Source organism: Streptomyces physcomitrii (assembly GCF_012273655.1).
GTDB lineage: Bacteria > Actinomycetota > Actinomycetes > Streptomycetales > Streptomycetaceae > Streptomyces > Streptomyces physcomitrii.
Genome location: NZ_JAAWWP010000006.1, coordinates 222196 through 249097, shown reverse-complemented (window position 1 = coordinate 249097; position 26902 = coordinate 222196). Strand labels below are relative to the sequence as shown.

General features: G+C 71.9%; 21 protein-coding genes. 9 read left to right on the top strand and 12 right to left on the bottom strand.

Annotation, left to right across the window (positions count from 1 at the left end):
- Positions 1–51: 51 nt before the first annotated feature.
- A complete protein-coding gene (locus HFV08_RS12755; protein WP_210430205.1) occupies positions 52–1854 on the bottom strand; it encodes a M4 family metallopeptidase in 1803 nt (600 codons plus the stop codon).
- A gap of 385 nt (positions 1855–2239) precedes the next feature.
- Here HFV08_RS12755 and HFV08_RS12750 point away from each other — a divergent pair, with 385 nt between their 5' ends.
- Together HFV08_RS12750 and HFV08_RS12745 are read left to right on the top strand one after the other, a co-directional pair.
- Positions 2240–2902, top strand: coding sequence for a TetR/AcrR family transcriptional regulator (locus HFV08_RS12750; protein ID WP_168538936.1), 663 nt, complete (start codon positions 2240–2242; stop codon positions 2900–2902).
- A 14-nt stretch (positions 2903–2916) separates the two neighbouring features.
- Positions 2917–3573, top strand: coding sequence for a TetR/AcrR family transcriptional regulator (locus tag HFV08_RS12745; RefSeq protein ID WP_168538934.1), 657 nt, complete (start codon positions 2917–2919; stop codon positions 3571–3573).
- 18 nt (positions 3574–3591) lie between these two features.
- Here the strand turns inward: HFV08_RS12745 and HFV08_RS12740 are convergent, their stop codons facing one another.
- Positions 3592–4578 (bottom strand): amidohydrolase family protein, encoded by a 987-nt coding sequence (locus HFV08_RS12740; protein WP_168538932.1) that lies wholly within the window; start codon positions 4576–4578, stop codon positions 3592–3594.
- A gap of 416 nt (positions 4579–4994) precedes the next feature.
- Here HFV08_RS12740 and HFV08_RS12735 point away from each other — a divergent pair, with 416 nt between their 5' ends.
- Positions 4995–5636, top strand: coding sequence for a TetR/AcrR family transcriptional regulator (locus HFV08_RS12735; protein WP_312885564.1), 642 nt, complete (start codon positions 4995–4997; stop codon positions 5634–5636).
- Positions 5637–5946: 310 nt separating this feature from the next.
- Positions 5947–7863, top strand: coding sequence for a Stk1 family PASTA domain-containing Ser/Thr kinase (pknB, locus tag HFV08_RS12730; protein WP_281373473.1), 1917 nt, complete (start codon positions 5947–5949; stop codon positions 7861–7863).
- Between the two features lie 102 nt (positions 7864–7965).
- On the opposite strand, the gene HFV08_RS12725 is transcribed toward pknB, so the two are convergent.
- The gene (locus HFV08_RS12725) at positions 7966–10443 is read right to left on the bottom strand and encodes an ATP-binding SpoIIE family protein phosphatase (RefSeq protein ID WP_168538928.1); all 2478 of its coding nucleotides are present in this window, start codon (positions 10441–10443) and stop codon (positions 7966–7968) included.
- A 157-nt stretch (positions 10444–10600) separates the two neighbouring features.
- Positions 10601–11614 (bottom strand): AraC family transcriptional regulator, encoded by a 1014-nt coding sequence (locus tag HFV08_RS12720; protein WP_210430204.1) that lies wholly within the window; start codon positions 11612–11614, stop codon positions 10601–10603.
- 133 nt (positions 11615–11747) lie between these two features.
- Here HFV08_RS12720 and HFV08_RS12715 point away from each other — a divergent pair, with 133 nt between their 5' ends.
- The gene (locus tag HFV08_RS12715) at positions 11748–12998 is read left to right on the top strand and encodes an oxidoreductase (RefSeq protein ID WP_210430203.1); all 1251 of its coding nucleotides are present in this window, start codon (positions 11748–11750) and stop codon (positions 12996–12998) included.
- A gap of 22 nt (positions 12999–13020) precedes the next feature.
- On the opposite strand, the gene HFV08_RS12710 is transcribed toward HFV08_RS12715, so the two are convergent.
- Positions 13021–14922, bottom strand: coding sequence for an ABC transporter ATP-binding protein (locus HFV08_RS12710; RefSeq protein ID WP_168538924.1), 1902 nt, complete (start codon positions 14920–14922; stop codon positions 13021–13023).
- A gap of 210 nt (positions 14923–15132) precedes the next feature.
- On the opposite strand from HFV08_RS12710, the gene HFV08_RS12705 reads away from it, so the two are divergent.
- On the top strand, positions 15133–16119 hold the full coding sequence (locus HFV08_RS12705) for a lysylphosphatidylglycerol synthase transmembrane domain-containing protein (RefSeq protein WP_312885563.1): 987 nt from the start codon (positions 15133–15135) through the stop codon (positions 16117–16119).
- An 89-nt stretch (positions 16120–16208) separates the two neighbouring features.
- Here HFV08_RS12705 and HFV08_RS12700 read toward each other — a convergent pair whose 3' ends face one another.
- The 4 genes from HFV08_RS12700 to HFV08_RS12685 form a co-directional block, all read right to left on the bottom strand.
- On the bottom strand, positions 16209–17024 hold the full coding sequence (locus HFV08_RS12700) for an SDR family NAD(P)-dependent oxidoreductase (RefSeq protein ID WP_168538922.1): 816 nt from the start codon (positions 17022–17024) through the stop codon (positions 16209–16211).
- A gap of 212 nt (positions 17025–17236) precedes the next feature.
- Positions 17237–18466: a beta-ketoacyl-[acyl-carrier-protein] synthase family protein gene (locus HFV08_RS12695; RefSeq protein ID WP_168538920.1), complete on the bottom strand. Its 1230-nt coding sequence runs from the start codon at positions 18464–18466 to the stop codon at positions 17237–17239.
- Positions 18467–18497: 31 nt separating this feature from the next.
- Positions 18498–18767 carry a phosphopantetheine-binding protein gene (locus tag HFV08_RS12690; protein WP_168538918.1) on the bottom strand — a complete coding sequence of 90 codons (270 nt, stop codon included), beginning with the start codon at positions 18765–18767 and terminating at the stop codon, positions 18498–18500.
- 21 nt (positions 18768–18788) lie between these two features.
- A complete protein-coding gene (locus HFV08_RS12685) occupies positions 18789–19583 on the bottom strand; it encodes a class I SAM-dependent methyltransferase (protein ID WP_168538916.1) in 795 nt (264 codons plus the stop codon).
- A 350-nt stretch (positions 19584–19933) separates the two neighbouring features.
- Here HFV08_RS12685 and HFV08_RS12680 point away from each other — a divergent pair, with 350 nt between their 5' ends.
- A complete protein-coding gene (locus HFV08_RS12680) occupies positions 19934–21289 on the top strand; it encodes a hypothetical protein (protein WP_168538914.1) in 1356 nt (451 codons plus the stop codon).
- Positions 21290–21327: 38 nt separating this feature from the next.
- The gene (locus HFV08_RS12675) at positions 21328–22722 is read left to right on the top strand and encodes a condensation domain-containing protein (protein WP_168538912.1); all 1395 of its coding nucleotides are present in this window, start codon (positions 21328–21330) and stop codon (positions 22720–22722) included.
- Between the two features lie 179 nt (positions 22723–22901).
- Here the strand turns inward: HFV08_RS12675 and HFV08_RS12670 are convergent, their stop codons facing one another.
- Positions 22902–24191: a discoidin domain-containing protein gene (locus HFV08_RS12670; RefSeq protein ID WP_168538910.1), complete on the bottom strand. Its 1290-nt coding sequence runs from the start codon at positions 24189–24191 to the stop codon at positions 22902–22904.
- Positions 24192–24797: 606 nt separating this feature from the next.
- On the opposite strand from HFV08_RS12670, the gene HFV08_RS12665 reads away from it, so the two are divergent.
- Positions 24798–25559, top strand: a complete 762-nt coding sequence (locus tag HFV08_RS12665) for a polysaccharide lyase family 7 protein (protein ID WP_168538908.1) — start codon at positions 24798–24800, stop codon at positions 25557–25559.
- A gap of 13 nt (positions 25560–25572) precedes the next feature.
- On the opposite strand, the gene HFV08_RS12660 is transcribed toward HFV08_RS12665, so the two are convergent.
- Complete coding sequence (locus HFV08_RS12660) at positions 25573–25776, bottom strand: hypothetical protein (protein WP_168538906.1); 204 nt, start codon at positions 25774–25776, stop codon at positions 25573–25575.
- A 346-nt stretch (positions 25777–26122) separates the two neighbouring features.
- Positions 26123–26797 carry a nitroreductase family protein gene (locus HFV08_RS12655; RefSeq protein WP_168538904.1) on the bottom strand — a complete coding sequence of 225 codons (675 nt, stop codon included), beginning with the start codon at positions 26795–26797 and terminating at the stop codon, positions 26123–26125.
- Between the last annotated feature and the right edge of the window lie 105 nt (positions 26798–26902).

Below are 26902 nucleotides of genomic sequence, written 5' to 3'. Positions count from 1 at the left end.
GGGCCTCGGCCGCTGAACCGGCGGGGCCGGCTCAGGTGCTCGCGAGGAGCGTCAGCGGGGCAGCTCGACCGGGAGGCCGGTGACGCCCACGGCGTCCCAGGAGTCGCCGACCGCGGTGTACTCGGCGCTGTCCTCTCCGTACAGGTCCGCCGCGGCCCGGAGGGTGGCCACCCGGGCGAGCCGGTAGTCGGTGAGGGCGGTCATGTACGTCGTCAGCGCCCGGTACCAGACCGCCTGCGCCTTGTCCCGGCCTATGCCGGTCACGGCGGAACCGTCGCAGGTGGGCGAGTTGTGGGCGGTACCGTTGATCGTCTTCTCGCCCGAGCCCTCCGCGAGCAGGTAGTAGAAGTGGTTGCCGATACCGCTGGAGTAGTGGACGTCGACCAGCTTCGCCCGCGGGCTCCAGCAGCCGAGGGAGTCGCCGTCGGAGGCCGGGTCGTCCATGCGGCGGAAGCCGGTGTGCTCCTTGAGGTCGAACTGCTCGCCGACCAGGTAGTCGCCGCGATCGGTGGCGTTGTCGGCGTGGAACTCGACCATCGTGCCGAAGATGTCGGAGGTGGCCTCGTTGAGCCCGCCGGACTCACCGAAGTACGCGAGCCGCGCGGTGTTCTCCGTGACACCGTGGGACATCTCGTGCCCGGCCACGTCCAGTGAGGTCAGCGGACCGTACTCGACGCCGTCGCCGTCGCCGTAGGTCATCTTCTCGCCGTCCCAGAACGCGTTGACGTACTTGTGCTGGTAGTGGACGCGGTTGTAGGAGCCGACCGGGATGTCCCAGATGCCCTGACGCCGGTGTACGTCGTTGTAGTAGTCCCAGGTGGCGTCGGTGCCGTACTGGGCGTCGGCCGCCGCCGAGTCGCGGGAGTCGTTCGTCCCGTCACCGAAGAGCGCCGTGTCGGCGGTGACCGGCACCCCGTTCCAGCAGTACCCGTCGGTGGAGCAGAGCGGTCCGTCGCCGAGGTTGAGCATGTCGGTCGTGAAGGACCATCCGTGGGCGGGGTCCTGCAGGACGTACTGGTCGCCCACCTGCACCGCGCCGAGATCCACCTCGCCGCCGTAGAGCGTCCTGCCCTTGGCGGGAACAGCCCGGGGGGAGCCGTCGGACGCCTCCTGGCGGGCCTTCGCCTCCTCGAACGCCTTGCGGTCCTCAGCTCCGGGGGTGTCGCCGGACACCGCGGCGGCCTTCGAGAGGTCCGTGGCGCGAAGACTACGGATCTGCTGGACGTCACGGATGACCTTGCCGTCGGCCGCGTCGACATAGGTCGCCAGTCGGCTCGGCGTCCCGTCGTACTGCGTACCCGTGGTGGTCACCTCCCAGGCGAGGCGCGGCGCGCTGCCGGTCGCGTCGACGACCAGGCGCGGCTTGCCCTCGGCCTTGACACCGGAGATGCCGCGCAGCCCGTCCCGGGGGGCGCGGGCCTCGGTGAGGGCGCGGTCGGCGGTGACGCCCGCGCTGCTCGCCGGCTCCAGTGGGGCACCGAGGGTCTGCGAGATGCCCTTCCACGCGCCGTCGCGCTTCAGGTGGACGACGAGGTCGCCTCCGAGGACCGGTACGCCCTTGTACGTCCGGTCGAGCCGGGTGTGCGTGGTGCCGTCCGGGTCGACGAGCGTGGAGACGGCGCGGAAGCTCACACCCTCGGAGACGCGGGCGTCGCGCGGGTGCTCACCGAGCGCCCGGATCGCGGCGGCGGCGAGCTTGTCGGCGTCCTTCCCCTTCGCCTGGCTCGCCACGGGCACCGTCTGCCGCTGAGCCGCACCGCTCGGACTGGGCAGCAGCGTGACGGCGCCGATGCCGGAGCACAGCGCGAGCGAGATGCCGAGTCCGCGCAGCGTGCGCTTTCTATGCATGGGCATGTCAAACCTCGTATTGCTCGAATCGGGTGGAAAGCACTCAGTCGACACGGACCCCTCGCCGGCGATGCGGACCGTGGAGGATCAGCCGGGGGTGACGAAACCCCGCCCGCGGAGGTGAGAACCGCGGAACATCCGGCCAGGACGGTCGACAGCCGAGTAACTGATCGACCTCTCATGACTGATGCTCTCATCAACCTAGCCATCGCTTCCCGGCCGGGTCAATGCCAGCTGATGAATTCATCAACCTTGCGGCCACCCCGGGAGTGACGCCCGACCCCCGGGGCGAGGTCCACGGCACGACCGGCCGAGCCCGACCGGAAGCACGACTACCATCACAGGTGACGACACCATCAGAACGAGTGCCGCGGCACTGAAGGCAGGCTCCATGTCCCCCGAGGCGAACACCGCGAAGTCCGGCAGTGCGCCCGGAGGACGGATGGGCCGCCAGCGGGCGCGCACGCGTGCGGCGCTCGTGTCAGCCGCGCAGACCCTCCTCGCCCAGCGGCGGATCAACGTCGCCATCCGGGAGATCACGGAAACCGCCAACGTGGGCTTCGGCTCCTTCTTCAACCACTTCACCTCGAAGGAAGAGCTCTTCGACGAAGCGGTCCACGTGACCCTCGCGCAGCACAGCAGGGTCCTGGACGTCCTCACGCGGGGCATCGACGATCCGGCCCGTGTGCTCGCCCTGGGCATCCGCACCACCGGGCGGCTGCAACGGCAGCAGCCCGAGATGGCCCGCATCTTCCTGCACCAGGGCACCAGACTGCTCCTCGACACCACGGGCCCGACCGCCCGGGCGCGGGCGAATCTCGCGCTCGGCGTGGAGTCGGGGCGGTTCGCCGCCCCCGCGGACATCGAGTTCGCCCTCATGGCGATCCTGGGAGCCCTGCTGGGTGTGGTGCAGTTCCTCGACGCACACCCGGAGGCCGATGCGAGCGCATCGGCCGATCAGCTGGCGGAAGGCGTGCTCGTCTCCCTCGGCGTCGAGTCGAGCGAGGCGCGCCGGATCGCACGAGAGCCCCTGCCGCCCGCGTTCGACGGCTGATCTACGCTGATGCCATGTCAGAGCAGAAGTCGTCCCGCACCGGGACCCGCTTCGAACGCCGCCGGGCTCAGACCCGGCGCTCGCTGATCGCCGCCGCTCGCGTCATCCTGGCCGAGGAGAACGCGATGCCGGAGGCGAGCATCCAGAGGATCGCGGAACAAGCGGATGTCGGCTTCGGGTCGTTCTTCAACCACTTCGAGAACAAGTCCGCCCTGTTCGACGCGGCCGTGGCGGACGCGCTGGAGGAGTACGGGCAACTGCTGGACGAGGTCACGGCGGTGCTCGACGACCCCGCCCAGGTGATCGCCGCCAACGTCCGTCTGACGATCGGCATGGTCGGGACCCACCCGGAGCTGGCCAAGATCCTGCGCCACCGCGGTATGGCGCAGCTGCACGCCGAGAGCGGTCTCGCCCCCAGGGCCCTGCGGGACATCGAGGTCGGCGCCGCGAGCGGCCGCTTCACGGTGGACAGCCCTGACATCGCGCTCTCGGCGGTGGGAGGCGCGCTCCTCGGACTGCTCGAACTCGGATCCCACCGCCCGGAGGTGGTGAGCCCCGAGGCCGCCGAGCGGACGGCCGCCCTTGTGCTGCGTATGCTCGGCCTCTCCGCCGAGGACGCCGACGACGTAGCCCGGCGCCCGTTGCCCCAGGCGCCCGCACCGCGCGCCTGAAGGGCAGCGGGCTCTCCGTCACTTCTCCAAGCGCTTGACGAGACGCGGGAACTGCTCTCGCGCGTTGTCCCGCTCCACCCGCAGCCGCTCCTTCGAGGTGAAGGTCTCGTCGAGCTGAGGGGCGGGATCCCCGGCGGCCGGGAACAGCTGCGCCGTGAACGGCCAGTCCGTGGCGAAGAGGATGTGACCGACGCCGGTCAACTCCTTGACCGACTGCATCGACTGCGGAGCGGGAGACAAGGCGGTGTCGACGAAGAGCCGCCGGTACAGCACATTGGCGTCGTCGAGCCCGTCGAGGCCCAGCAGTTGCGCCAGCCCCACGGTCTTGGAGTAGAGCAGGCTGGTGCGGTAGGAGATGTACGGCAGGGTCCCGCCGGCGTGTGCGCCGAGCCAGCGGATCCCCTTGTAGCGCGTGTAGACCTTCTTGTAGAGCATGTTGACCAGCGCGCGGGTGGTGTCGAAGGTGAACTCGTAGAGGAACGGCGGCAGATCCAGGTCCGGATAGTGCTGCGGGGTGACCGGGTGGATGAAGACCATCGCGCCCAGGTCGTCCAGCGCCTCCATCAACGGGTCGAGACGAGGGTCGCCGAGATAGACCCCGTCGTAGCTGCTGAAGATGCCGATGCCGTCCAGCTTCAGTTCGTCGATCGCCCGCCTCGCCTCGGTGACGGCGTTCTGGATGTCGTCCGAGGAGGTCAGGTCTCCGAGGGGAAGCAGCGCGAAACCGCCGAAGCGCCGCGCCAGCTGGGCATCCCGGGTGTGGACCAAGGTCTCGCTGATGTAGTCGTTCAGCTTCTGGGCCATCTCCATACGGGCGTCGGACGTCGGCAGATACACGACACCCGGTTCGGAGACGGACACGATCTGGGTCTGGATCCCGTAGCGGTTCATGAAGCGCACCGCCAGCTGCGGAGACCAGTCGGGAACCGGCACACCACCGATCTCGGTGATGTCATGGTCTGCCAGCGACTCGCGGTAGAAGTCCGGGATGATGTGGCAATGCACGTCGATGCGGTAGTTGCCCGCAGGCCGTGAGGCCGGCGCCGCGTCAACAGCCGCCGCCCTGTTGGCGGCCAGCGCGGCTGTACCGCCGATCGCTGCGGCACCGGCCGCACCGGCGGCCTTCAGCACACCTCGCCGACCGAGTCGGTGAGAAGGGGAACGGTCACCTCGGGTCACGACAACTCCTGGTTTCAAGGATTCCGGGGACTCGCACGCCGCTCCCGGACCGGATGCGGTCCGGGAGCGGAGCATGCGGGATCGGGGGACGTCTCGGCAGGACCCGGTCGAGGCGGATCTTCTGCCGGCACTGCCGAGATCATGGGATCCATCGATCAGATTCGTCAATCTCGATCGGTTTTGATTTTTTCATCAATCTGAGTAGCGTGTCGGGCATGGCTGAAGCAGCGGACAGACCCTGCGTGACCCGACGAGAAGAACACGGTCGCCCCGAACGCCTCTCCCGGCGGAGGGCACACACCCGAGCCGCCCTCCTCGATGCGGCACAGCACCTGCTCGCCGAGCAGCACCGCGCGGACATGGGCATCCGGGAGATCACCGAAGCGGCGGACGTCGGGTTCGGGACGTTCTACGGCCATTTCGCGAGCAAGAGGGATGTGCTCGAAGCGGCCATGTCCATGTTCCTCGAACAGCACAGCGTGCGACTGGAGTCAGCGGTCGCGCACTTGGACGACTGCGCCGAGGTGTTCGCCGTGGGGGTGCGGCTGACGGGCCGTCTGCAGCGCAACCATCCCCAGGTCGCGCGCATCCTGCTCCGTGTCGGCCTCCCCCGCCTGACGTCTCCCGCCGGACTGGCCCCGCGGGCCCGTGAACTCCTCCGCGCGGGCGAGGCCACCGGCCGTCTGCAGGTCGGAGATCTCGAAGTGGCGCTGGCGAGTGCCGGAGGCTCCCTTCTGGGCCTGATGCACCTGCTCGACGCCGAGCCGCACATGGACGCCGGGCAGGCCGGCGACCGCCTCGCGGCCAACCTGCTGCGCATGTTCGGCCTGCCGTACGACGAGGCCTGGGACGTGGCCACCCGTCCGCTGCCCGCACTCGGCTGAGCTGCCTGCTCCCGGCCGTACGGCTTCCTGCAGACGAGTCGGCTCTCCGAGTCGAAAGGGGTGGAGAGGTGTCCATGAACGCCGCAGACGAACGGCCGGAGGATCCCGCCCGTTCGCCTCGCACCGGTGCGCTCGCCGCCCGGTGCCGTGCGTCGGCCTCGCACGGAGACGTCCAGTGAGCCTCGGCGGGCCGGACCATCCGGCTCCCTCGGATACCGGCAGCCCTTGGGCACGCGGTGACGGACAACCGGTCCACTCCGGAGCCTCCGCCTGGCACACGCCACCGGTCCGCAGCCGGACGGGGCGAACTCTGGGCGGCCGCTACGAGTTGGGCCACCTGCTCGGCCGTGGCGGCATGGCCGATGTCCACCTGGCTCACGACCTCCGCCTCGGCCGCTCCGTCGCCGTGAAGACACTCCGCTCCGAGCTGGCCCAGGACCCCGCGTTCCAGGCCCGGTTCCGTCGCGAGGCGCAGTCCGCCGCATCGCTGAACCATCCGGCCGTCGCCGCGGTCTACGACACCGGCGAGGACCTGCCGTACGGGGGCTCCTGCCTGCCGTACATCGTGATGGAGTACGTCGAAGGGTTCACCCTGGCCGAACTCCTGGACGCAGGACGGGCGTTGAGTCCCGAGCAGGTCCTGGACACGGCCCTCGACGTACTGCGGGCACTTGAGCACGCGCACCGCGGCGGCATCGTGCATCGCGACATCAAACCCGCCAACGTCATGCTGACCCATACCGGTCAGGTCAAGGTCATGGACTTCGGGATCGCGCGCGACGTCCGCGACGGGGGCCTGACGCAGACGGGCGGGGGCCTGACACAGACGTCGGCCGTCATCGGAACCGCACCGTACCTCTCCCCGGAACAGGCCATGGGGCTCCAGGCCGACGCCCGTTCCGACCTGTACTCCCTCGGCTGCCTGCTGTACGAACTGCTCACGTTCCGGCCTCCGTTCACCGGCGACTCCCCCACGGCGGTGCTGTACCAGCACGTCCAGGAAGCGCCGCGGCCACCGAGCCACCACAATCCGGCGGTCACCCCCGAGACGGACGCTCTCGTGCTGTGGGCCCTGGCCAAGCGCCCCGAGTTCCGGCCTCGGTCCGCTGCCGAGATGCGTGCCGAGGTCGAGGCCTGCCTGGGAAGGGGAAGAGGCATGTCCCCCGTCACCGCCGCGTTCCCTTCGGTGACGGACGAGGACAGTGAAGTGCGGGTGCTCCCGGACGACACGGACGAGGAGCCGACGCACGGAAGCGGCAAGAGGGCCGCGCTGCTGCTCGGCGCGGCGGGCGTCCTGGTGATCGCCTGCGCGCTGCTGATCGGCCGGCTTATGTTCGGGGGCGGCGGCGCCGACACCGTGCCGGTGCCGGATCTCGTCGGTGAGACGCTGGAGGATGCGCGCGCCGCGGCGGACAACGCGGGCCTGGCGGTCGCCGTCGACAAGAGCGCGCCCTGCGCGGACCAGCCCAGGGACCGCGTGTGCAGCCAGACCCCGGAGGGCGGAGAGGTCGACGAGGGCAAGGCGATCCATGTCGTGGTCTCCACCGGCTCCCCGAAGGCCGAGGTCCCGGACATCACGGACAAGGACGAGGGCGACGCGTCCCGGATCCTGCGGGACAAGGGCTTCACGGTGAAGACCAGGTACCTCGCATCCGAGGACGACCCCGGAACGGTGCTCGAACAGGATCCGGCGGGTGGCCGCAGAATCGAGAAGGGCGCCGAGATCACCCTCACCGTGGCCGAGGCGCCCGACAGTTCCACCGTGCCCGACCTCACCGGCAGGACCGTCTCCGAGGCCGAGCGGCTGCTCGCCGACCACGGCCTCGCGCTGGGCAGTACGACCGAGGTCGAGGCCGATGAGGGGGAGAAGGCCGGAACGGTCGTCGGACAGAGCGTCCCGCACGGCACCGAGGTCGAGCCGGGCTCCTCGGTCGACGTCGAGGTGGCGAAGCGGGTGGAGACGGTCCGGATACCCGCCGGCATCGTGGGCAAGACCCTGGCCGAGGCGCGCGGCGACCTGCGATCCCTCGGGCTGCGGGTCGGTGTCGCTTCCGACTCCTCCGGCGCCTCGGACGCGGTCGTCACGTCGAGCATCCCGGGGCCCGGCAGCGAGGTGGCCGCGGGAAGCACGGTGACGGTTGTCACCGAGGAACCCTCGGACGAGGCGAGCGCCACCCCGCCGGAGACCGGCGCGCCTCCCTCCGACTCCACTCCCGGCGGCTCCTGACCCATCGAGCGGACGATGTTCAGGACGGCCGAGTGGTTCCGGGTCCCCGCCCTTCGGCGCGCTACCGGGAGGGGTCTCCGCTCGTCGGCGTACCGGCCGCGATCACGGCGGCGACTCGGGCAGGGCGAGAGCAGCGGTGGCGAGATCAGCGGTGAGGGGTTGTTCGGTCCAGATGGTCTTTCCGCTCCGTGCGTAGCGGCTGCCCCAGCGGGTGGTGAGCTGGGCGATGAGGAACAGGCCCCGGCCCCCTTCGTCGGACCAGCGGGCCCGGCGCAGCCGCGGCTGGGTGTTGCTGGGATCGTCGACCTCGCAGACCAGCACGTTCTCCCGGATGAAGCGCAGGCCGACGGGGCCGCCCGCGTACCGGACGGCGTTGGTGACGAGTTCGCTGACGATCAGCTCGGTGGTGAAGGACATCTCGTCCAGTCCCCAGGCGGCCAGCTGCCCGGCCGCCGCCTTGCGCGCGGCGGCGACGACGGACGCGTCCGCGGGGAATTCCCAGCTCGCGGTGTTCGCCGGATCGAGGGCACGGGTGCGCGCCAGGAGCAGGGCCATGTCGTCGCGGGCCGGCACCTCGCCCAGGCTCCGGAGCAGCTCGTGTCCCGCGGCGTCCAGGGCACGGCCGTCGCCTGCGAACCGCGCGAGCCGGTCGGTCAGCCGCCGGGCACCGGCGTCGGGATCGTGGTCTTCCCGGTAGACGACGCCCTTGGTGTACACCGCGATGATGCTGCCGGGCTCAAGAGCGAACGTGGTCGCCTCGAACGGCATCCCGCCCACGCCGAGCAAGGGTCCGGGCGAGATCTCGACGGATCCGACGCTGCCGTCGGGCCGGACCACGAGGGGCGGTGGATGTCCGGCGGCGGCCACGGTGCACTGGCAGGTGACGGGGTCGTAGACGGCGTACAGGCAGCTGGCGCCGACGGTGTCCCCCTGGTGGGGCGCCTCGTCCTGGAGCTGCTGGACGAGGTCGTCGAGGTGGGCGAGGAGTTCGTCCGGGTCCAGCTCCAGATCGGCCAGGGCGTCGACGGCCGTGCGCAGCCGGCCCATGGTGGCGGTGGCGGGCAGCCCCTGTCCCATGACGTCGCCCGCGACGAGGGCGACACGGAAGGACGGGAGGGCGATGACGTCGTACCAGTCACCGCCGATCTCCGCTCCGCCTCCCGCCGGCACATAGAACCCCGCGGTCTCCGCCGCGGGGGTGTCGGTGGCGGCCGCGGGGAGCAGGCCCCGCTGCAGGGCGACGGACGCCCGGTGCTCGCGCGTGTAGCGGCGGGCGTTGTCCACGCCGAGTGCGGCCCGGGACGCCATCTCCGTCAGCAGGTCGGCGTCCTCCTGGCCGAAGGGGACGGGCCGGCGGGTGCGCCAGACGACCACGGTGCCGAGGACGAGGCCGCGGGCGAACAACGGAGCCGCGATCGCCGAGTGGCCGCCCTCGGGCACGAACAGATGGGCCAGCTCCACGTGCCCCTCGGCTGCGGCGATCACGCTGTCCCGGTCCGGCAGCAGGACGGTCTCACCCTGGCCGATTCTCCGGAGCAGCGCGATGTCCGGCAGCGCGGGCGGAACCGCACCCGCGGCCGGGAGACCGGTGGGCCAGCCGCCGCCCGAGGGGGCCACACCGATCCGGCGCAGGTTCCACCGCCCCGGGCCGAACATCTTCGGGGGCTCGTCCCCCTCCAGCACGGCCTCGGACAGGGCCACCCACGCCACGTCGCCGAGGGTCGGCACGAGGACGTCCGCCAGCTCCTGGGCGGTGCGTGCCACGTCCAGCGTGGCACCGACGCCCGCTCCGGCCCTGGTCAGCAGTTCCAGGCGCCGCTCGGCCCGGTGCCCGTCCGTGATGTCGAGGTACGTCTGGCACAGGCCGAGGAGGCGGTCGTCCGGGTCGGTCAGGCGGAACGTGGACAGCGACCACGTACGGTCGCGGTCCGGACCGGTCGAGGGGCTTTCCCGCACCGGGAGACCGAGGACGGGCTCACCCGTCTCCCGGACCTGCCGCAGAACCCGGTCGATCGTTCCGGAGCCGACGGGAGAGGTGTCCGTCCCGACGTGCCCGCCGAGGAGCCGGTTTCCCGGGTGGGTGAGAACGCGCTCCGCCGCCGCGTTCAGCAACCGGTACCGCAACTCGCCGTCCACCAGCGCGATGGGGCCGGGGTACTGCTCGAACAGGGCCCGCAGCATCGCCCGGTCGCGGTCCTCCCGTTCGATCCGCCGAGCGTCCCCCGCGGAGACCGACCATCCCGCCCGGCCCTCCCGGTCGGTGAGCGGACGCACGCGCAGCGCGACACTCACCTCGTGCCCGGCACGGTGCCGCAAGGCGAGAACCCCGTCCCAGCGCTGACCGGCCTCGGGCCGGTCGCGCCGGGCCAGCGCCGCTTCCCGGTCCCCGCGCGTGGCCAACAGCTCCACCGCCGGGGTGCCGCAGACTTCCTCCGCCGGGTATCCGAGGAGGGCCTCCGCCTCCGCACTCCACAGCTGGACGGTGCCCGCCCGGTCCACCCAGGCAGTGGCGGGACAGGGCTCCGGCGGCGGGCCGCCCTCTCCCGCGCCGGCCCCCTCGGCGTTCACGGGTCCGTTCATGGGTATCCGTCCGTTCCCGGCGTCGCCCCCCGGCCATCATAAGAGAAGTGGACATTCAGTACGTCTTGAGCGGCTCGGGGGCGAGGTCTCCGGCGGGGCCCTGGTGCCCGTTCCGCTCCCCCGACTCCTCCTCGACCACGAGATCGCCCCCCGGCCCTCAGGGAATCCCGGTTCCGCCCCGCCGCTGCCGTACCTCCCTCGGCGACATGCCGAACCACCGCCTGGTCGCCCGCGACAGCGCGGACGATTCGGAGAGTCCGAGGACCTGAGCGAGCCGGGTGGCCGAGATGCCGGACTCGGTCAGGTAGCGGTGGGCGGTGGTGCGGAGCACCTCGTCCTTGATCCGCTCGAACGTCGTGGCCTCTGCCCGCAGGCGGCGCTGCATCGTACGGGGATGCATCGACAGCGAGCGCGCGACAGCCCGGTAGTCGTCGTCTTGCGTACCCAGGGTGCGGAAGAGGAGGTGGCGAACCCGTTCGGTGGTGGTCGCGTCCGGGCGCGGAAACCGGGACTCCAGGAACGCGAGCGCGTTCGCCCGGATCGCTTCATCGGCACCGGGCACGCGCTCGTCGAGAAGCCGCCGCGGTACGACCAGTCGCGCGTCTCTGCTCTCCGGATGGACGGTCGCCGAGAAGAACTGGACGTAGCGCGTCAGCGGGGCGAGAGGCGTATGCGGCAGCGACACGGCCAGTGGCCGATAGGAGCTCCCGAGGACGGTGACGAGCATGCGATGGCAGGTGGCCAGCCCCAGCTCCACCGTCTGCCGGGCGGGCGGACGGGGTTCCAGCAGCAGGTCGAAGACGATCGCGGCGCGCTCACCGTCCTCCTCGATCGAGAGCCGGAGTGCGGGGCTGTGGACGAACAGCCATCGGCTTGCCAGCCCGAGTGTGGCGCGAACGGTGGCGGCGTTGCGCAGCACCGCCTCCAGAGGTCCCAGGGCGTCGACGTCCTGGAAGAGGGAAAGCCGAAGGCCGAAGTCCGGGCAGGCAAGCGCGTGCGCGGACAGTTCGAGCAGGGTCATGGCCCCGTGGGCGGAGATCGGGAAGTCCTCGTCCGCGAGAGCGTCCTCCGCCAGCCCCGCCGATCTGAGGAGCGCCCGCGGATCGCCGCCCAGCCGGGCCACGAGATCGGACCAGCCCCGCAGGCTGCCGGGCCGCACGACGGTTTCCACGCCTCCATCGTGCCCGGAAGGTGTCGCCTGGCGTCAAGTTCTGAGCCCGGGAACTTGGTCCCATGGGCAAGGGCCCGCCCCGTACCCAGGGTGTCGGCCCTCTTCGATCGAGCACGTCAGAGAGGGCAAGCTGATGAACACGCCACTGCTGCGAACTCCCCTGCGCATCGGCCGGTTGGAGGTCGCGGGGCGGCTCTTCAAGTCGGCCACCCATGAGACGCGCGCGACGGTGGACGGCGCCGTCACCGACGAACTCCTCGACTTCTACCGCCCCATGGTGGACGCGGGCACGCCGCTGATCGTCACCGGCAATATGTTCGTGTCATGGCAGGGCAAATCCGCCCACCGCCAGGCGGGCATCCATTCCGACGCGATGCTGCCCGGCCTGCGCGAGTGGGCGCGGTCCGCTCACGCGGGCGGGAGCAAGCTGTTCGCCCAGCTCAACCACGGCGGCCGGCAGATGACCAAACCGGCGCCGGGTGTCCCTGACGCCGTATCGGCCTCGGCCCGCCGGGAGAAGTCGCAGGGAACGATGCCTCGCCCGCTCCGACGCGAGGAGTTCCCCGCGCTCGTCGAGTCCTACGCCGCCGCCGCGGCACGCGCGCAGGGGGCCGGTATGGACGGAGTCCAGATCCAGATGGCCCACGGCTATCTGCTGAGCCAGTTCCTCAGTCCGGAGTCCAACCGCAGGTCGGACGGGTACGGCGGCTCGGCGCACCGCCGGATGCGGTTGCCGCTCGAGGTCTACCGGGCGGTGCGCCGACGCGTCGGCGCGGACTATCCGGTCATCGTCAAGCTCAATGGCACCGACACGATCCCGTTCGGCGGGGTGCGACTGGACGACCAGGTGGAACTGGCGCTGCGCCTCCAGGACGAAGGGGTCGACGCCGTCGAGATCACCCGTGGCCACTTCTCCTCCTTCCCGAGCACGACCTCCGGGCACTTCCGCGGATACGTGACCGCCCAGGTGACGAAGGGCGCGATGCGCGAGGGAACCCGCAAGCGGCGGCTCGCGCTGCGGGCGCTGGCACCACTCCTGGAGTTCGGCCTCGAACGCGCCTTTCCCCACAGCGAGGGCTACAACCTGCCGCAGGCGAAGGCGTTCAAGGACGCTCTCGACATACCGGTCATCACCGTCGGCGGCTTCGTCTCGCCCGCCGCGATGACCGAGGCGATCAGCTCGGGCCGGACCGACGCGGTGTCCTGCGCCCGCGCGCTCATCGCCAACCCGTCCCTCTGGCGCGCTCTCCCGGAGCCGAGCGCCGGCGTCGCGGCATGCACCTTCTGCAATCGGTGCATCGGGGTCGCCGGCGGCCTGCCCATCGGCTGCTACGACGACACCGTCACCGCGGCTCTCGAGCGCACACGGCAAGAGTCGCGGTGAACACCCCGGGCACCGCCGCGGATCAGGCGGTCGCCCCGGCCGCCTCTTCGGCCAACTCGCCCTGCTCTTGTGGGAATCGGGTGCCGTGGAGTTCGGCGTACCGGCCGCGGGCGGCGAGGAGTTCCTCGTGGGTGCCCTGTTCCAGGATCCGGCCCTCCTCGACCACCAGGATCCGGTCCGCCGAGCGGATGGTGGAGAGCCGGTGCGCGATGATCAGGGCGGTACGTCCCGCCAGCGCCTCGGTCAGCGCCTCCTGGACCATCGCCTCCGAGGTGTTGTCCAGGTGCGCGGTGGCCTCGTCGAGGATCACCACGCGCTGACCGGCGAGCAGCAGCCGGGCCAGGGTCATGCGCTGCCGCTCGCCGCCGGAGAGCCGGTAGCCGCGCTCGCCGACCACGGTGTCCAGGCCCTCCGGCAGCGCGCGCACCAACTCCTCCAGGCGGGCCCGGCCGAGGGCGTCCCAGAGTTCGGCTTCCTCGGCGTCCGGCCTGGCGAGCAGCAGGTTGGCGCGGACCGTGTCGTGGAAGAGGTGGCCGTCCTGGGTGACCATGCCGAGGGTGGAGCGCAGCGAGACGGCGGACAGTTCGCGTACGTCGATGCCGCCGATCCGGACCGTGCCGCCGTCGGCGTCGTACAGGCGGGGCAGCAGCTGGGCGATGGTGGACTTGCCCGCGCCGGAGGAGCCGACCAGGGCGATGGTCTGGCCGGGTTCCGCGCGGAAGGAGACGCCGTGCAGCACCTCGGCGCCGCCGCGGTCGTCGAGGGTGGCCACCTCTTCGAGGGAGGCGAGGGAGACCTTGTCGGCGGCCGGGTAGCCGAAGCGCACCTTCTCGAACTCGACCGAGACCGGGCCCTCGGGCACCTGGCGGGGCGCCTCGGGCTCCTTGATGAGCGGGGGCAGGTCGAGCACCTCGAAGACCCGCTCGAAGCTGACCAGTGCGCTCATGGCCTCGACGCGGGCCCCGGCCAGCGAGGTGAGCGGCGCGTAGAGGCGGGTGAGCAGCAGGGCGAGGGCGACCACATCGCCCGCGTCGAGGCCGCCGCGCAGCGAGTAGTAGCCGCCGAGTCCGTAGACCAGGGCGAGCGCGAGGGCGGAGACCAGAGTGAGGGCGGTGATGAAGGCGGACTGCGCCATGGCGGTGCGTACGCCGATGTCCCTGACCCGGCGGGCCCGGGCCGCGAACTCGGCGGACTCCTCGTCCGGGCGGCCGAAGAGCTTGACGAGGGTGGCGCCGGGGGCGGAGAAGCGCTCGGTCATCCGGGTGCCCATCGCCGCATTGAGCTCGGCGGCCTCCCGCTGGAGCCGCGCCATCCGGGTGCCCATCCGGCGGGCGGGGACCACGAACACCGGCAGCAGGGCCATCGCGAGCAGGGTGATCTGCCAGGACAGGGTGAGCATCACGGCCAGCGTGAAGACCAGGGTGACCAGGTTGGTGACGACGCCGGAGAGGGTGTTGCTGAAGGCGCGCTGGGCGCCGATGACGTCGTTGTTGAGGCGGCTGACCAGGGCGCCGGTGCGGGTGCGGGTGAAGAAGGCGACCGGCATCCGCTGCACATGGTCGAAGACGGCGGTGCGCAGGTCGAGGATGAGCCCCTCCCCCAGGCTCGCGGAGAGCCAGCGGCTGACCAGGCCGAGGCCCGCCTCGCCGAGCGCGATCAGCGCGATGAGCAGGGCGAGGCGGATCACGGTGCCCGGGTCGTCGCCGGAGACGATCGCCTGGACGACATGTCCGGCGAGTACCGGGGTGGCGACGGCGAGCAGGGCCGTGGCCACGCTCACCGCGAGGAAGCGCAGGATGCGGCCGCGGTGCGGGCGGGCGAAGTCGGCGATGCGGCGCAGGGTCGCGCGGCGGAAGGGGCGGGTGCGGTCCTGGGCCCTGACTACGTTCTGCAGCTGGGCCCAGGCTGTGGTTTCCATGCTCATGAGAGGAACCTAGAACCTCAAGCAAGGTTCAGGTCAACAGATCGCCGGACTGCCCTCGCCCGCGCCCTCCTTGACCGCGGGGAACTGGGAGGGAGGCCCAACTCCCGGCCCGCCGCGCGTCCTTGGCCCGGCTGTCGGCCGCCGTCCCCGTGGGCGCCACCCTTCGTTGGTGTGCGGCGCCGAGTCTCTGGCGGTGTGACGGTTCCCCACGTGACCCCCGCGCCCGCGTCCCGGCTCCCTGAGCCGCTGCCCCTGCGGCGGCCGCTCCGCCCGCTGCCGCTCCGGCAGGCGCTGTGCCTGCTGCCGCTCGCCCTGGTCGGGGTGCTCGCGGTGCGGCACCGCCGCGTGCTGGCCGAGGGCTTTCGCCAACTCGCCGGTGCCGACCGGACCTGGCTGGCCGTCGCCGGGGCGACCACCTGCCTCACGTGGGTGGCCGCCGCCTTCGCGCGGCAGGGTGCGGTGGCCGAACGGCTGCCGCGGGTACGGCTGTTGGCGACGCAGTTCGCCTCCGGCGCCGCCAACCACCTGCTGCCCACCGGGCTCGGCGCGAGCGCGGTCAGCCTGCGCTTCATGACGGTCTGCGGCATCCCCGCGGCGCGCTCCACGGCCGCGCTCGCGCTCTACCTCCTGACCGAGACCGCGGCCCGCCTCGGCCTCCTGCTCGTCCTGCTGCTCGCCTTCCCGGACGCCCTGCGGCTGGGCGCCCTGCTGCCCGAAGGGGCCCTCTGGCCGCTGCTGTCGAGCCTCGGGGCAGCGGCACTGCTGAGCGCCGGGGTGCTGCTGTGCCTGCGCCGGGTACGCGGTCTCCTCCTGCGCTTCCTGCGTACGGCGCTCGGTGAGGCCAGGCGCGTGCACGCCCGCCCGGCGCGGGCCCTCGCCCTCTGGGGCGGCTCGCTCGCCTTCCCCGCACTCCAGGCCTCGGGCCTTGTCGCGGTGGGGCGCGCCCTCGGCCTGGACATCCCGGTGATGCACATGGCGCTCGCCTATCTCGCCGCGAGCTGCGCCGTGGCGCTGGTCCCGACTCCGGGCGGTCTGGGCTCGGTTGAGGCGGCGCTGGTGGTGGCCCTGGTCGCGGCCGGCGCGCCCGCCGCCCTCGCCACCGCCGTCGTCATCGGCTTCCGGATCGTCACGGTCTGGGTGCCGCTGCTGCCGGGGGCCCTCACCCTCGGCGCCCTGGTGAAGCTCAAGGTGATCTGAAGACCGTCTGGGAACAATGGTTTTGACGGCACGTCATATTTGGCGGCGCGTCACATCAGCTTGCCGATGAGGGACTTCAGGCACGCCGCTCAACTGCCGCCCAGGGCACCGGAGTCCGCTTCGGGGATGCCGCCGAGGTCGCGGTTGAGCCCCATGTTGCTGACCAGCAGGCCGCCGTCCACGGGCAGGGTGACACCGGTGATCCACGCCGCGTCCGCCGAGGCGAGGAAGGTGACGGCGGCGGCCACGTCACCGGGCTCCCCCACCCGGCCCAAGGGATAGCTGCGGGCGGCCCGTTCGAGGGCCCCGGGGCGGGAGTCCCACACCGAGGTACGGATGGTCCCCGGCTCGACGAGGTTGACCCGCACCCCGCGCGGGGCGCTCTCCACGGCGAGGGTGCGGGTGAGGGAGCCGAGCGCCGCCTTGGCCGCGCTGTAGGCGTGCCCGCCGAAGTGGCGCTGGGCGTTGACCGAGCCGATGTTCACCACCGCGCCCCGGCCGCCCGCCGCGGCCAGTTGGGGCATGGCCGCGCGGCAGCAGCGGAAGGCCCCGTTGACGATCACGTCGAAGTCCTCCAGCCAGGGCCCGTCCTCGTACTCCTCGAAGCGGGCGGGGTCGGGATGGGCGGCGTAGGCGTTGTTGACGAGGACGTCGAGACCGCCGAAGGAGTCCACGGCCCGCCCGACGGCCGCGGCCACCGCCTCCGGGTCCCGGACGTCGCAGGCGGCCGCATCCGCCCGGCCGCCCTCGTCCCCGATCAGCCCGGCCACCCGGCGGGCCCGTTCCGGGTCCAGATCGGTCACCAGTACCCGCGCGCCGAGCCGCGCGCAGCGCCGCGCGACCGCCTCCCCGATCCCCTGCCCCGCACCGGTGACCAGCACCCCGTAACCGTCGAGTCGTGTCATGCCCGCACCCTACGAGGCCGCGGCACGGGGCCAGCTGCTCCGTACCCGCGCGCGTTGCGCACGGGTACGCGGAACGCAGGCGTGCAGGCGTGCAGGCGTGCAGGCGTGCAGGCGTGCAGGCGTGCAGGCGTGCAGGCGTGCAGGCGTGCAGGAACGATACGGCCGGGGCCGTACCGCGTGGTTGCGGTACGGCCCCGGGTGTCCGGTGGTGCTCAGGCGGCGCCGAAGACCAGCGCCGAGTTCTGGCCGCCGAAGCCGAAGTTCTGCTTGACGGCCACCGAGAGGGAGGCGGGCCTGCCCTTCAGCGGGGTGTAGTCGAGGTCGCACTCCGGGTCGGGGTTCTCCAGGTTGGCGGTGGGCGGGACGAAGTCGTGGCGCAGCGCCATCAGCAGCCCGACGCTCTCCAGGATCCCGCAGGCGCCGCAGGCGTGGCCGATCACCGACTTGGGCGCGGTGATGGCCAGTTGCCCGGCGTGCGCGCCGAAGGCACGCCGGATGGCCGCCGTCTCCGCCCGGTCGTTCAGCGGCGTGGAGGTGCCGTGCGCGCTGAGCAGGTCCACCGCCTCGGGCTCGACACCCGCGTCCGCGAGGGCCCGTACGACCGCCCGGGCCGCCACCTCCCCGTCCGCCCTCGGCGCCACCGCGTGTCCCGCGTCGCAGGTGGCGGCGGCCCCGAGGAGTTCCCCGTGGACCTCGGCGCCGCGCCGCAGGGCCGACTCCTCCGATTCGAGCACCAGCACCCCGGCGCCCTCGGCGGGCACCATGCCGTCCCGGTCCCGGTCGAAGGGCCGCGAGGCCAGCGCCGCCTCGGCCGCCGGGCGCCGGGAGAGGGCGTCGAGCAGCGTGAACGAGGCGAGGCAGGGCAGGTCGAGCCAGCTCTCCACCCCGCCGACCAGGGCGACTTCGGCGGTGCCGTCGCGCACCGCGCGCAGTCCGGCCCCGAGGGCGTCGGTGGAGGAGCTGCAGGCGGTGGAGAGGGTGAGCACCGGGCCGGTCACCGACAGCTCCCCGGCGAGCAGGCCCGCGGCCATGTTGGGTAGCAGCCGCAGCAGGCCGAGCCGGTTCATGGCGGCCCAGCCGCGTTCGCGCAGCACGGTCACCAGACGGGCCGACTCGTCCAGGCCACCGCCCCCGGTCCCCACGTAGAGGGCGTCGGGGGGTGTGCGCAGCCCGGCTTTCTCGACGGCCTTGACGGCGGCGGCGAAGAGCAGCTGCTGGAAGCGGGAGGTCCGGCGCACCTGCTGCCGCGACATGTAGTCGCCCGGCTCGAAGCCGGTCACCGCCCCGCCGACCTCGCAGGGCAGCGGCTCCTCCAACTCCAGCGGGGCGAGGGCCGGTTCCCCGGCGGAGAGGGCCTTCCACAGCTCCTCGGGGGTGCCCCCGGCGCAGGACTCGACGCCCATGCCGGTGACCAGCACCCGCCGGTGGCCCCGGGCCGTCACGAGGACCGCTCCGGGCGGGCGGCGGAGCCGGTCACAGGGCCTTCTCCAGGGCGTCCACCACATCGCCGACCGTGTGGAGTTCGGCTATGCGGATTCCGGTGTCGGCCAGTTGAACGTCGCATTCCTCTTCGAGGATCGCGAGGAGTTCCAGGGCCTCCATCGAGTCGAGACCGAGAATCGGAACGCCGGGGTCCCTCGCATAGAACAGAACCGATTCCCGGGTGATGGGCGTGCCCTCCTCACCCAGATCCGGGCGGATTTCAGTCAGGGAACGCGCGACAAGGGAGAGTGCATCAGCCATAAGAAGAACACCTTTCACGTTTCAGGCTCGGACCGCGGAGAAGTACAGGCAGCGGCGCGTCACGGTGACGGGTGCCTTTTGCTGCTGCTTCTGGAGGGATTCCCTGAGGAGTTCGGCGGCGACGTTCCTGTCAATTCCGGGCAGCGCGGCGGAGGCGAACATGGGGGTGCCGCAGAGGGCGGCGAGAAAGCCCCCGCTGAAGGTGAAGGACTCCTCGGCATGGGTGATCCCGGTGAAACCGCACGCGGCGAGCGCCTCCCAGTAGTCCTCCGCACTGCGGCGCATCCCGGGCGTCTTGGCCGGGGCGGAGCGGTCGAGGACGAGCCCCCGGGCCCGGGCCGCGCGCCGGGCGGCACCGATCAGCTCGGCGTAGACGGGTAGTTCGGCGGGGAGTTCGGCCCCCGCGTAGAAGGCGGAGTTGAACACCAGCCGGCCGCCGGGCTCCAGTACCCGGTGGATGGCGCCCAGCGCGGCGGGCAACTCCTCGACCAAGTGCACGCAGTTGGCCATGACAACGCTGTCGAAGGACGCCGGCGGGAAGAGGCGCTCCACCGAGGCGGCGTCGCCGACGTGGAACTCGGCCCGGCCCTCCAGCCGGGCGCGGGCCTCGGCGAGCAGTCCGGGCTCGGGGTCCACGCCGGTCAGGGCGAGGCCGGGATCCCGGCCGAGGAGCACCTCGCTGACCGCTCCGTCGCCGCAGCCGATGTCCAGGAGCCGCCGCGGACCACCGAGGGCGAGGAACTCCAGGAGCCTTTGGTTCAGCTGGCCGTATTCCGGATCGCGGCGTAATGCGGCGTAGTCCTGTGAGGGTTGCACTTCGTTTACGGGCACCTGGTGATTTCCCTTCGAGAGGCGGGCCCAGCGGGACAACTCCTGGGAATGTAGCGCCCCTCGGCATTCTCGCGAGGCCTTCCCGGGCGAGTGTGATTACGCTCTCAATGGGCTTCCGAGGTGTCACGGTTGCGCCCCCAAAACCGCCTTTGTCGTGCATGGCACAGGCGTTGCCCCACAGCTCTGCACAGTATGTTCCAGGCTGATTCCCGGGACGAATATGCGGTATTTCCCGTTCCGGTTCCACGTCCATTTCGGGGGTTTGCATGCTGTTATCGGGGAAAGCCGGACGGCGCATCGGGCACGGTGCGGCACGACTGCCCGGCCGGTGAGAGATGGAGTTCACCGAACTGGACGCCTGCCCGCTGCCGCCGGGCGACCTCTCCTTCTGGACCCCCCGGGCGGCCACCGCCGCCTGGCGCGACGACCGACGCACCCCGCCGCTGGCCCATGCCCGCCATGTGCACGGCGCCGCGGCGGCGGGCCGCAGCCTGGTCGACCCCGCCTGGGTGGGGCTCGCCTTCCGGCTCGGGCCGGTGGCGCCCTCGGCGGTCGGCGCGGCCCTGACCGCCTGGTTGCGCGCCCATGAGCACCTGCGCAGCAGGCTGGTCCCCGGGGAGCGCGAGCGGACCCGCCTGGTGCTGCCCGCGCGGGCGCTGTCCCTGCAGCGCGGATACATCGGCCGCTTCGCGGACCCGTCGGCGATGCGCCGCCAGATCGAGGCCTGCTTCGACCGTGCGACCCGCCCGCTCGACTGGCCGCAGGTCGCCTTCGCCACGGTGGAGTCGGCCGAGGGCGTGCTCGTCCTGCTGGCCGCGGACCACGGGGTGGTCGACGGCACCACGCTGGCCATGACCGGCGGCGAGGTCCGCGGACTGCTCGCGCATCCGGCACCGGTCGCGCGCGGCCCCGGCTACATCGACTTCGGGGTCTACGAGCGGCGCCTCGTCGACACCGCCGTCCGGCCCGCCCTCGACCCGGGGCGCTGGCACGACCTGCTCGCCGCGGGCGGCGGGGCCCCGCCCGGCTTCCCGCTGCCGCTCGGCCCCTCGGCCGCCGCATCCCAGCAGAGCCTGTACCGCTGGCTGCTCGACGCGCCCGCCGCCGCGCGCTTCGCCGCCGCCGCGCGGGCCGCGGGCGGCTCCACCGCCGCCGGGCTGCTGGCCTGCCTGGCGCTCGCCGCCCGGGGGACCGCCGGGACCCCGGTCCTGCGTACCGTCACCCTGACCGACGCGCGGCCCACGCCCTGGCGGGACGCGACCGGCTGGTTCGTCGGGCTGCACCCGGTGGCGGTGCCCGTGCCGCCGGAGGCCGGCTTCCCCGCCGTGGTGGCCGCAGCCGCTGCCGAACTGCGCGACCGCGCCCCGGGACCCGGCAGTTCGGCCGCCCATCTCACGGAGTTCCTCGGCCGCGAGGTCCCGCTCCGCTTCGTCGTCTCCTTCCTGGACGTACGCCGGGTCCCCGGCACCCCGCCCCGGCCCGAGGACCGGATGCTGCGCAGCCGCGTGCACGCGCCGCAGGAGGTCTACCTCTGGTTCACCCGGAGCGAGCGGGGCGTGCACCTCTCGGCCCGCTTCCCCGGCAATCCCACCGCCCGGGCGAGCCTCGGCCGGTTCATGAAGAGCACGGCCCGCCTCGCCGCCCGGATCGCCGACCACGGCACCACCGGCGCCGCGCTCGCCACCGTCTGAGCGCCGCCCCCGACCCCGCCCCACGAGGGAGAACCACCATGCACATGACCCAGCTCCTCGACCATCTGCCCGCGCCCGGCGAGGTCGTCGAGTTCACCCTCGGCGCCACCTTCGCCCCGCGGCCGCACGAGGTCCCCGCCTCCCTCTTCCAGCAGGGCCACCTCGGCCTCGCCCGGGCCCACAGGCAGGCGGGCCGCACCCAGTCCCCCTGGGTCGCCCTCAGCTTCGAACTCCCCGGCCGCGCCGACCCCGGGGCCCTCGCCGAGGCCTGGCAGGGACTCGCCCGGCGGCACGAGGCCTACCGCAGCTGGTACGCCCACGAGGAGGACGGCACCCTGCGCGGTCACCTGCTGCCCGCCGAGGGGATCGAGGTGCGGGCGGAGAAGGCGGGCGCGTTCACCGACCCGCGCGCGCTGCGGCAGCATCTGCACCGCCGTATCGACGAGGTGACCGCCGCCCCCGGTCCCGGGCTGCTCGCCGGGGTGGTCCTGCGCCCGCACAGCTCCACCGTCTGGTGCGCGATCGACCACGCCTACACCGACGGCCACTCGATGGCGCTGGTCTTCGAGGAGATCCGCGAGCGGTACGCGGCCGCCCTGCGCGGCGAGGAACCGGCCCTGCCCGAGGCCCCGGGCTACCTCGCGCTGAACCGCGCGGAGGCCGCGTACGCCGCCGGGCTCACCCCGCACTCCCCCGAACTCGACACCTGGCGCGAGTTCTTCGCCACCGCGGACGGCGGGTTCCCCGCCTTCCCGGGCGACCTCGGCCACGACTCCGACGAACTCCTGCCCGGCACCCGCCTCAGCCTCCCCGTCTTCACCGGCACCGAGGCCCGCGCCTTCCGCGCCCACTGCGCCCGCAACGGCGGAGGCTTCGCCGCCGGGATGTTCGCCGCACTGGCCCTGGTGCAGCGGGAGTTGGCGGACGAGGCCGCCTACCGGGTCCTCACCGCGGTCTCCACCCGCGCGAGCCCCCGCGATCTGCGCATCCACGGCTGGCTGGTGAACCTCGTCCCCCTCGCCTTCACGCTCCCCGGCACCCCGGGCCTGGACGCCGCCGTACCGGTGGCCCAGCAGGCCTTCCAGCGCGCCAGATCCCGCTACGACGTCCCGCTGCACCGCGCGGTGGAACTGCTCGCCCCCGCCGGGCAGCAGCTGCGGATCCCGCCGATGGCCTCCTACCTGGACGGCAGGAGCGCCCCCGGCGCCGCCGACTACCTGGACCGCGAGGTCCGGATGCTCACCGGCCCGGACAACGCCAGCGGTGTCTCGATCTGGTTCAACTGGTTCCGCGACCGCGCCGAGTTGGTGGTGAGCATGCCCGACACCCCGCAGGCGGCGGTCTCGGTACCGGCCGTACTGGAACGTGCGGTGGCGGTGCTGCGGGGAGCGATCGGGGCGGGGCCGCTGCCCCCGACGGCGGATCCGGTCTGACCGCGACGCGGGCGGGGCGCTCCCACTGTCGCCCGCTCCCCGCCGCCCACCCGCACCCCGCCCGGGCCGGGCCGGGCCGGGCGCCGAAGCACTGCCGGAGTACCGGAACTTCGGACCGCCGGACTGCCGGACTGCCGGACTGCCGGACGAGGCTTCCGCACGGCCCGGGCGGGGAACCGTCAGGCGGGACCCGGGCCGTCGGTGACCGGCATGCCGACCGACTCGTAGTCCGGGCCGACCTCGTTGTCGCTGTAGAACCTCACCCCGGTCGAGGCCGAGGTGACCTCCATGACCTTGGTCGAGGAGCCCACGAACTTGTTGCGAGTCAGCGCGATGTCGTCCGGCCCGTCCAGCTTGATGGCCTGGTTCCAGCTGTCGCCGATCTCGTTGTCCGCGACGATCCAGTTGTGCATGCCGTCGGTGTCGCCGCCGGAGTTCCCGCCCCGGCCGTAGTCCTCGACCATCAGCCACTGGTGGATGCTGGGGATGCTGCTGTCCTGGTCCGGGTTGTCGGGGCCGACGGCCTTGTTGCCGCGGATCTCCACGTCGTCGCTTGTGGTGGGGTGGGAGTCGGACACCCAGGTCTGGATGAAGTCGGTGTGGCTGTCGCCCGGATCGCCGGTCACGAAGTCGACGGCGGTGTTGTACAGGATCTTGTGGCCGTTGCCGAAGAAGGTGATGGCATTGAGGTCGCCGGGGCCCTCGACGCCCTTGATGTCGTTGTTCTGGATGGTGACGTCGGTGTTGTCGTCCGAGTAGATCCCGTACTGCTGCTGTGCGTCGACCCGGCAGTTCTGCACCACCACGTTGTCGGCCTCGATCCGGATGCCCCCGTGGACGGTCTCGCCCTGGCAGTCGTAGACGTCGGGGTCGGCCGCGGTGCCGCCGGAGTCGATGGTGAATTCGGAGTCCTGCTCCCCGACCAGGATCGCGTCGGCGGGGGTCTCCACTCCGCCGACGCCCGGGGTCTGGGCGGGAGGTGTGGTTCCGCCCCCACCGGACACGGCCGCCTCGGTGATGCTCGTCCACTCGCCCGAGTCCGCGGAGGAGTTGCCGTGTCCGACGACCCGTACGAAACGCGCCGAGCCCTCGGCGAAGCCGTACTCCTCCGGGCTGAGCGTGGTGCCGCTGCTGGTCTTCCCGGACAACGCCGTCGACCAGTGCGAACCGTCCTCGGACAGCTGGACGTCGAAGGTCGTCCGCCGGCTGTCCCCGTCGTACCAGGCCAGCGAGACCGAGTCGACGGCGGTGACCGAGCCGAGGTCGAAGCGGATCCAGACACCGTCACCGGAACCGGACCACCGGGTGGAGGGGTCACCGTCGATCGCGTTGGCCGCCACATTGCCGTCATCGGAGCTGGCGGTCGCCGCGGTGACGGGCAGGGCCGCCGCGGCCGCGGAGGACTCGAGCAGGGCCACCGAGCCGAGCGCCGCACTCGCGCACAGCACGGTGGCCAGAAGGCAGTTCATCGACGGACTCGGATTCCTCCGATTCCTCCGATTCCTCGGATGCAGAAGGCGAGCGGCCGATAAGCGTCGTCGGGAAGCTCTCCGGGCAGTCGGATCGTTCACATCGTCTCCTCGGGAAGGATGCTTCCGCCGGGTGGATCGGCGGTGTGCGCGGAATCAACGACCAGCGCCACAAGGCGCGGGGGCACGCTACCCAAGCCCCACACGCTCGTCCATGTGGCCGGCCACCATAGCTTTCCTTCGGTGTTTTCCCAGTTCAAGGGGGATTTCGGGCAGCAGCGGACGTCCAGGGCGGGGAGACGAGCCGCTTGGCCGACGAGAGGAATCCCGACCGCTCCGGAAGCATGCGGAGATTCGCAGACGAACAGTGCGCCGATGCCCAGCCGGTGCCCAACTGGCCCACCGTGACACCGAGTTGAGGCACGCAGCAGCGCCGACGGCCCGTACGACCACGATCTTGACGGTACGTACGACCATGATTACGTTGCGGCGAGTTCTTCGCGGAAGCTGCTCACCTCCTCGTGCAGTCGGCCGTCGAGAACCGCGGGCGCCGTCGGCCGCCCGTGCCTCCGGATCCACCGTCGCACCAGCCCGGGAGTACCTGACATGGTTCGCGCACTCGCCGCCCCGCTGATCGCCTGCACCCTTGTCCTCGGTTCCAGCACGTTCGCCTTCGCCGCCCCGGCCGGCCCCGGAGCCGAGGAGGGCCCCTCGCTCGACGGGTGGCGCCTGACACTGCCGGTGGATTCCGAGGGCGGCACCGACGGCGATCCGGTGGTGCTCGACCCGGCCGAACTCGCCCCGCCGTTCCTCTCCCGCACCGAGGGCGGCGGCCTGGAGTTCTGGGCACCCACCCTCGGCGCCACCACCAGCCACTCCGGCAGCCCGCGCACCGAACTCGTCGCCGGCGAGGGCTTCACCACCGGCACGGACGGCGAGCACGCCCTGACCGCCGAGGTCGCCGTCACCCAGGTCCCGGACACCAGCAGGACGATCGTCCTCGGCCAGATCCACGGGGACCAGGAGCTGCGTTCGGACCCGTATGTGCTGCTGTACTACGACGACGGCGAGGTGTACGCGAAGGTCAACCAGCAGCTGGAGAGCGGCAGCGACTACGAGAAGTACCCGCTCCTCGACGAGGTACGGCTCGGCGACACCTTCGGCTTCGGCATCACCGACTCCGGCGACGGCGACCTGGAACTCACCGCCACCCACGAGGACACCACGGAGCGGAAGAGCGCGCCGGTTCCCGAGGTGTGGTCCGACCGGCCGGTCCGCTTTCAGGCCGGCGACTACGCACAGCTCAAGGGCGAGCCCGCGGAGGACGACGGCGGCCGCGTCACCTTCACTAGGCTCACCGCCTCCTGAGGGACGCTCTGCGTCATCCTTGCTTCAGGCGCCGACAGCGGACGAAAGCGATACCGGCCATCGGCGCTGCCAGCGCCAACGGGGCGCCCAAGGAAGTTCCGAGGGAACCGCCCGACAGATAGGAAGCGGCAAAACATCCGGCATACAAGATCACGAACACCACGATGATCTGAAGCATCGCTCGACGAACAGTCGGCACGTCTTCGCCCTCGCTCACTGTCGCTGCCTGGTGCTTACGGCAGCGACGCTTCTACTCCGGTAAGGGTGTTCGCACCCGCTTGAGTGTGCCCCCGGCCTCCCGGTTGAAGCCTGTGTCCACTCCGGCGGTCGAGGTGACCGACAGGCGCAAGAGGCCGTTGTGGAAGAGCAGGCGTCCCGGAGCTTGCTCCGCTCGCTCGGGTCCGTGGAACCGTACGGGCCCCGGTAGGTCTCGGCGCCGACGGTCAGCGAGGTCGGTCGGGAGTGGTCGGACCACCTCTCGGCGGTGCGGGTGCCCTCGGCGGTGGGGGCGGCGGCCTCGTTGCGTGCCGATGACGAGACCCCGGACCCACCACCGCGGTGCGCTACCGGTCCGGCCCGGAGCCGTGCTGTTCCCATCGGTCCCAGTGCAGGACGTGCTCGCGGGGGATCCGCCGGGCCGGCCTGAAGTCGGTGCCGATGGTGTAGGCGAGCGGGAGGAAGGCGGCCAGCATGATGTCGTCGTGAGGAACGCCGAGGATCTCGGCGAGTTCCCGTTCCAGCGGTCCTTGCGCTGTCGTCCAGGTGGTGCCCAGACCGCGTGCGCGGGCGGCCAGCATGAAGCTCCACACCGCCGGCAGGATCGAGCCCCACGTCCCCGCCTGCTCGGCCACCGGAGCGCCGTCGGTACGTCCCTCCACTCCGGGGATGACGAAGGCGGGCACGCGGTGGATGTGGGCGGCCAGGTGGCGCAGTCCGTCGAAGACCCGTTCCGTGGAGTCGGCGTGGTAGTTCATGCGCCAGGCGTCGCGTTCGGTCAAGGGGTGCCCGGTGGTCAGCGGCAAGGCACGCAGGAAGATGTCGGCCACGGCACGCCGCTGGGCCTCCTCGGTGACGACGAGGAAGTGCCAGCGCTGCCGGTTCCGGCCGGTCGGCGCCTGGGTCGCCAGGTCCACGCACTCCTCGATCAGGGAGCGCGGGACCGGGCGGTCGAAGTCGAGGCGTTTGCGTACGGCGCGGGTGGTCGACAGCAGTTGGTCGGGGGTGAGATCCAGGGTCATGGCCGGTCCTCTGTTCCGGTGGTACGGGTCGACGGTCCTCTGCGAGGCCGATCAGCCGATCAGATGGGGCCCGCCGAGCCGGGCAACACCGCGGTGCGCGGCGGC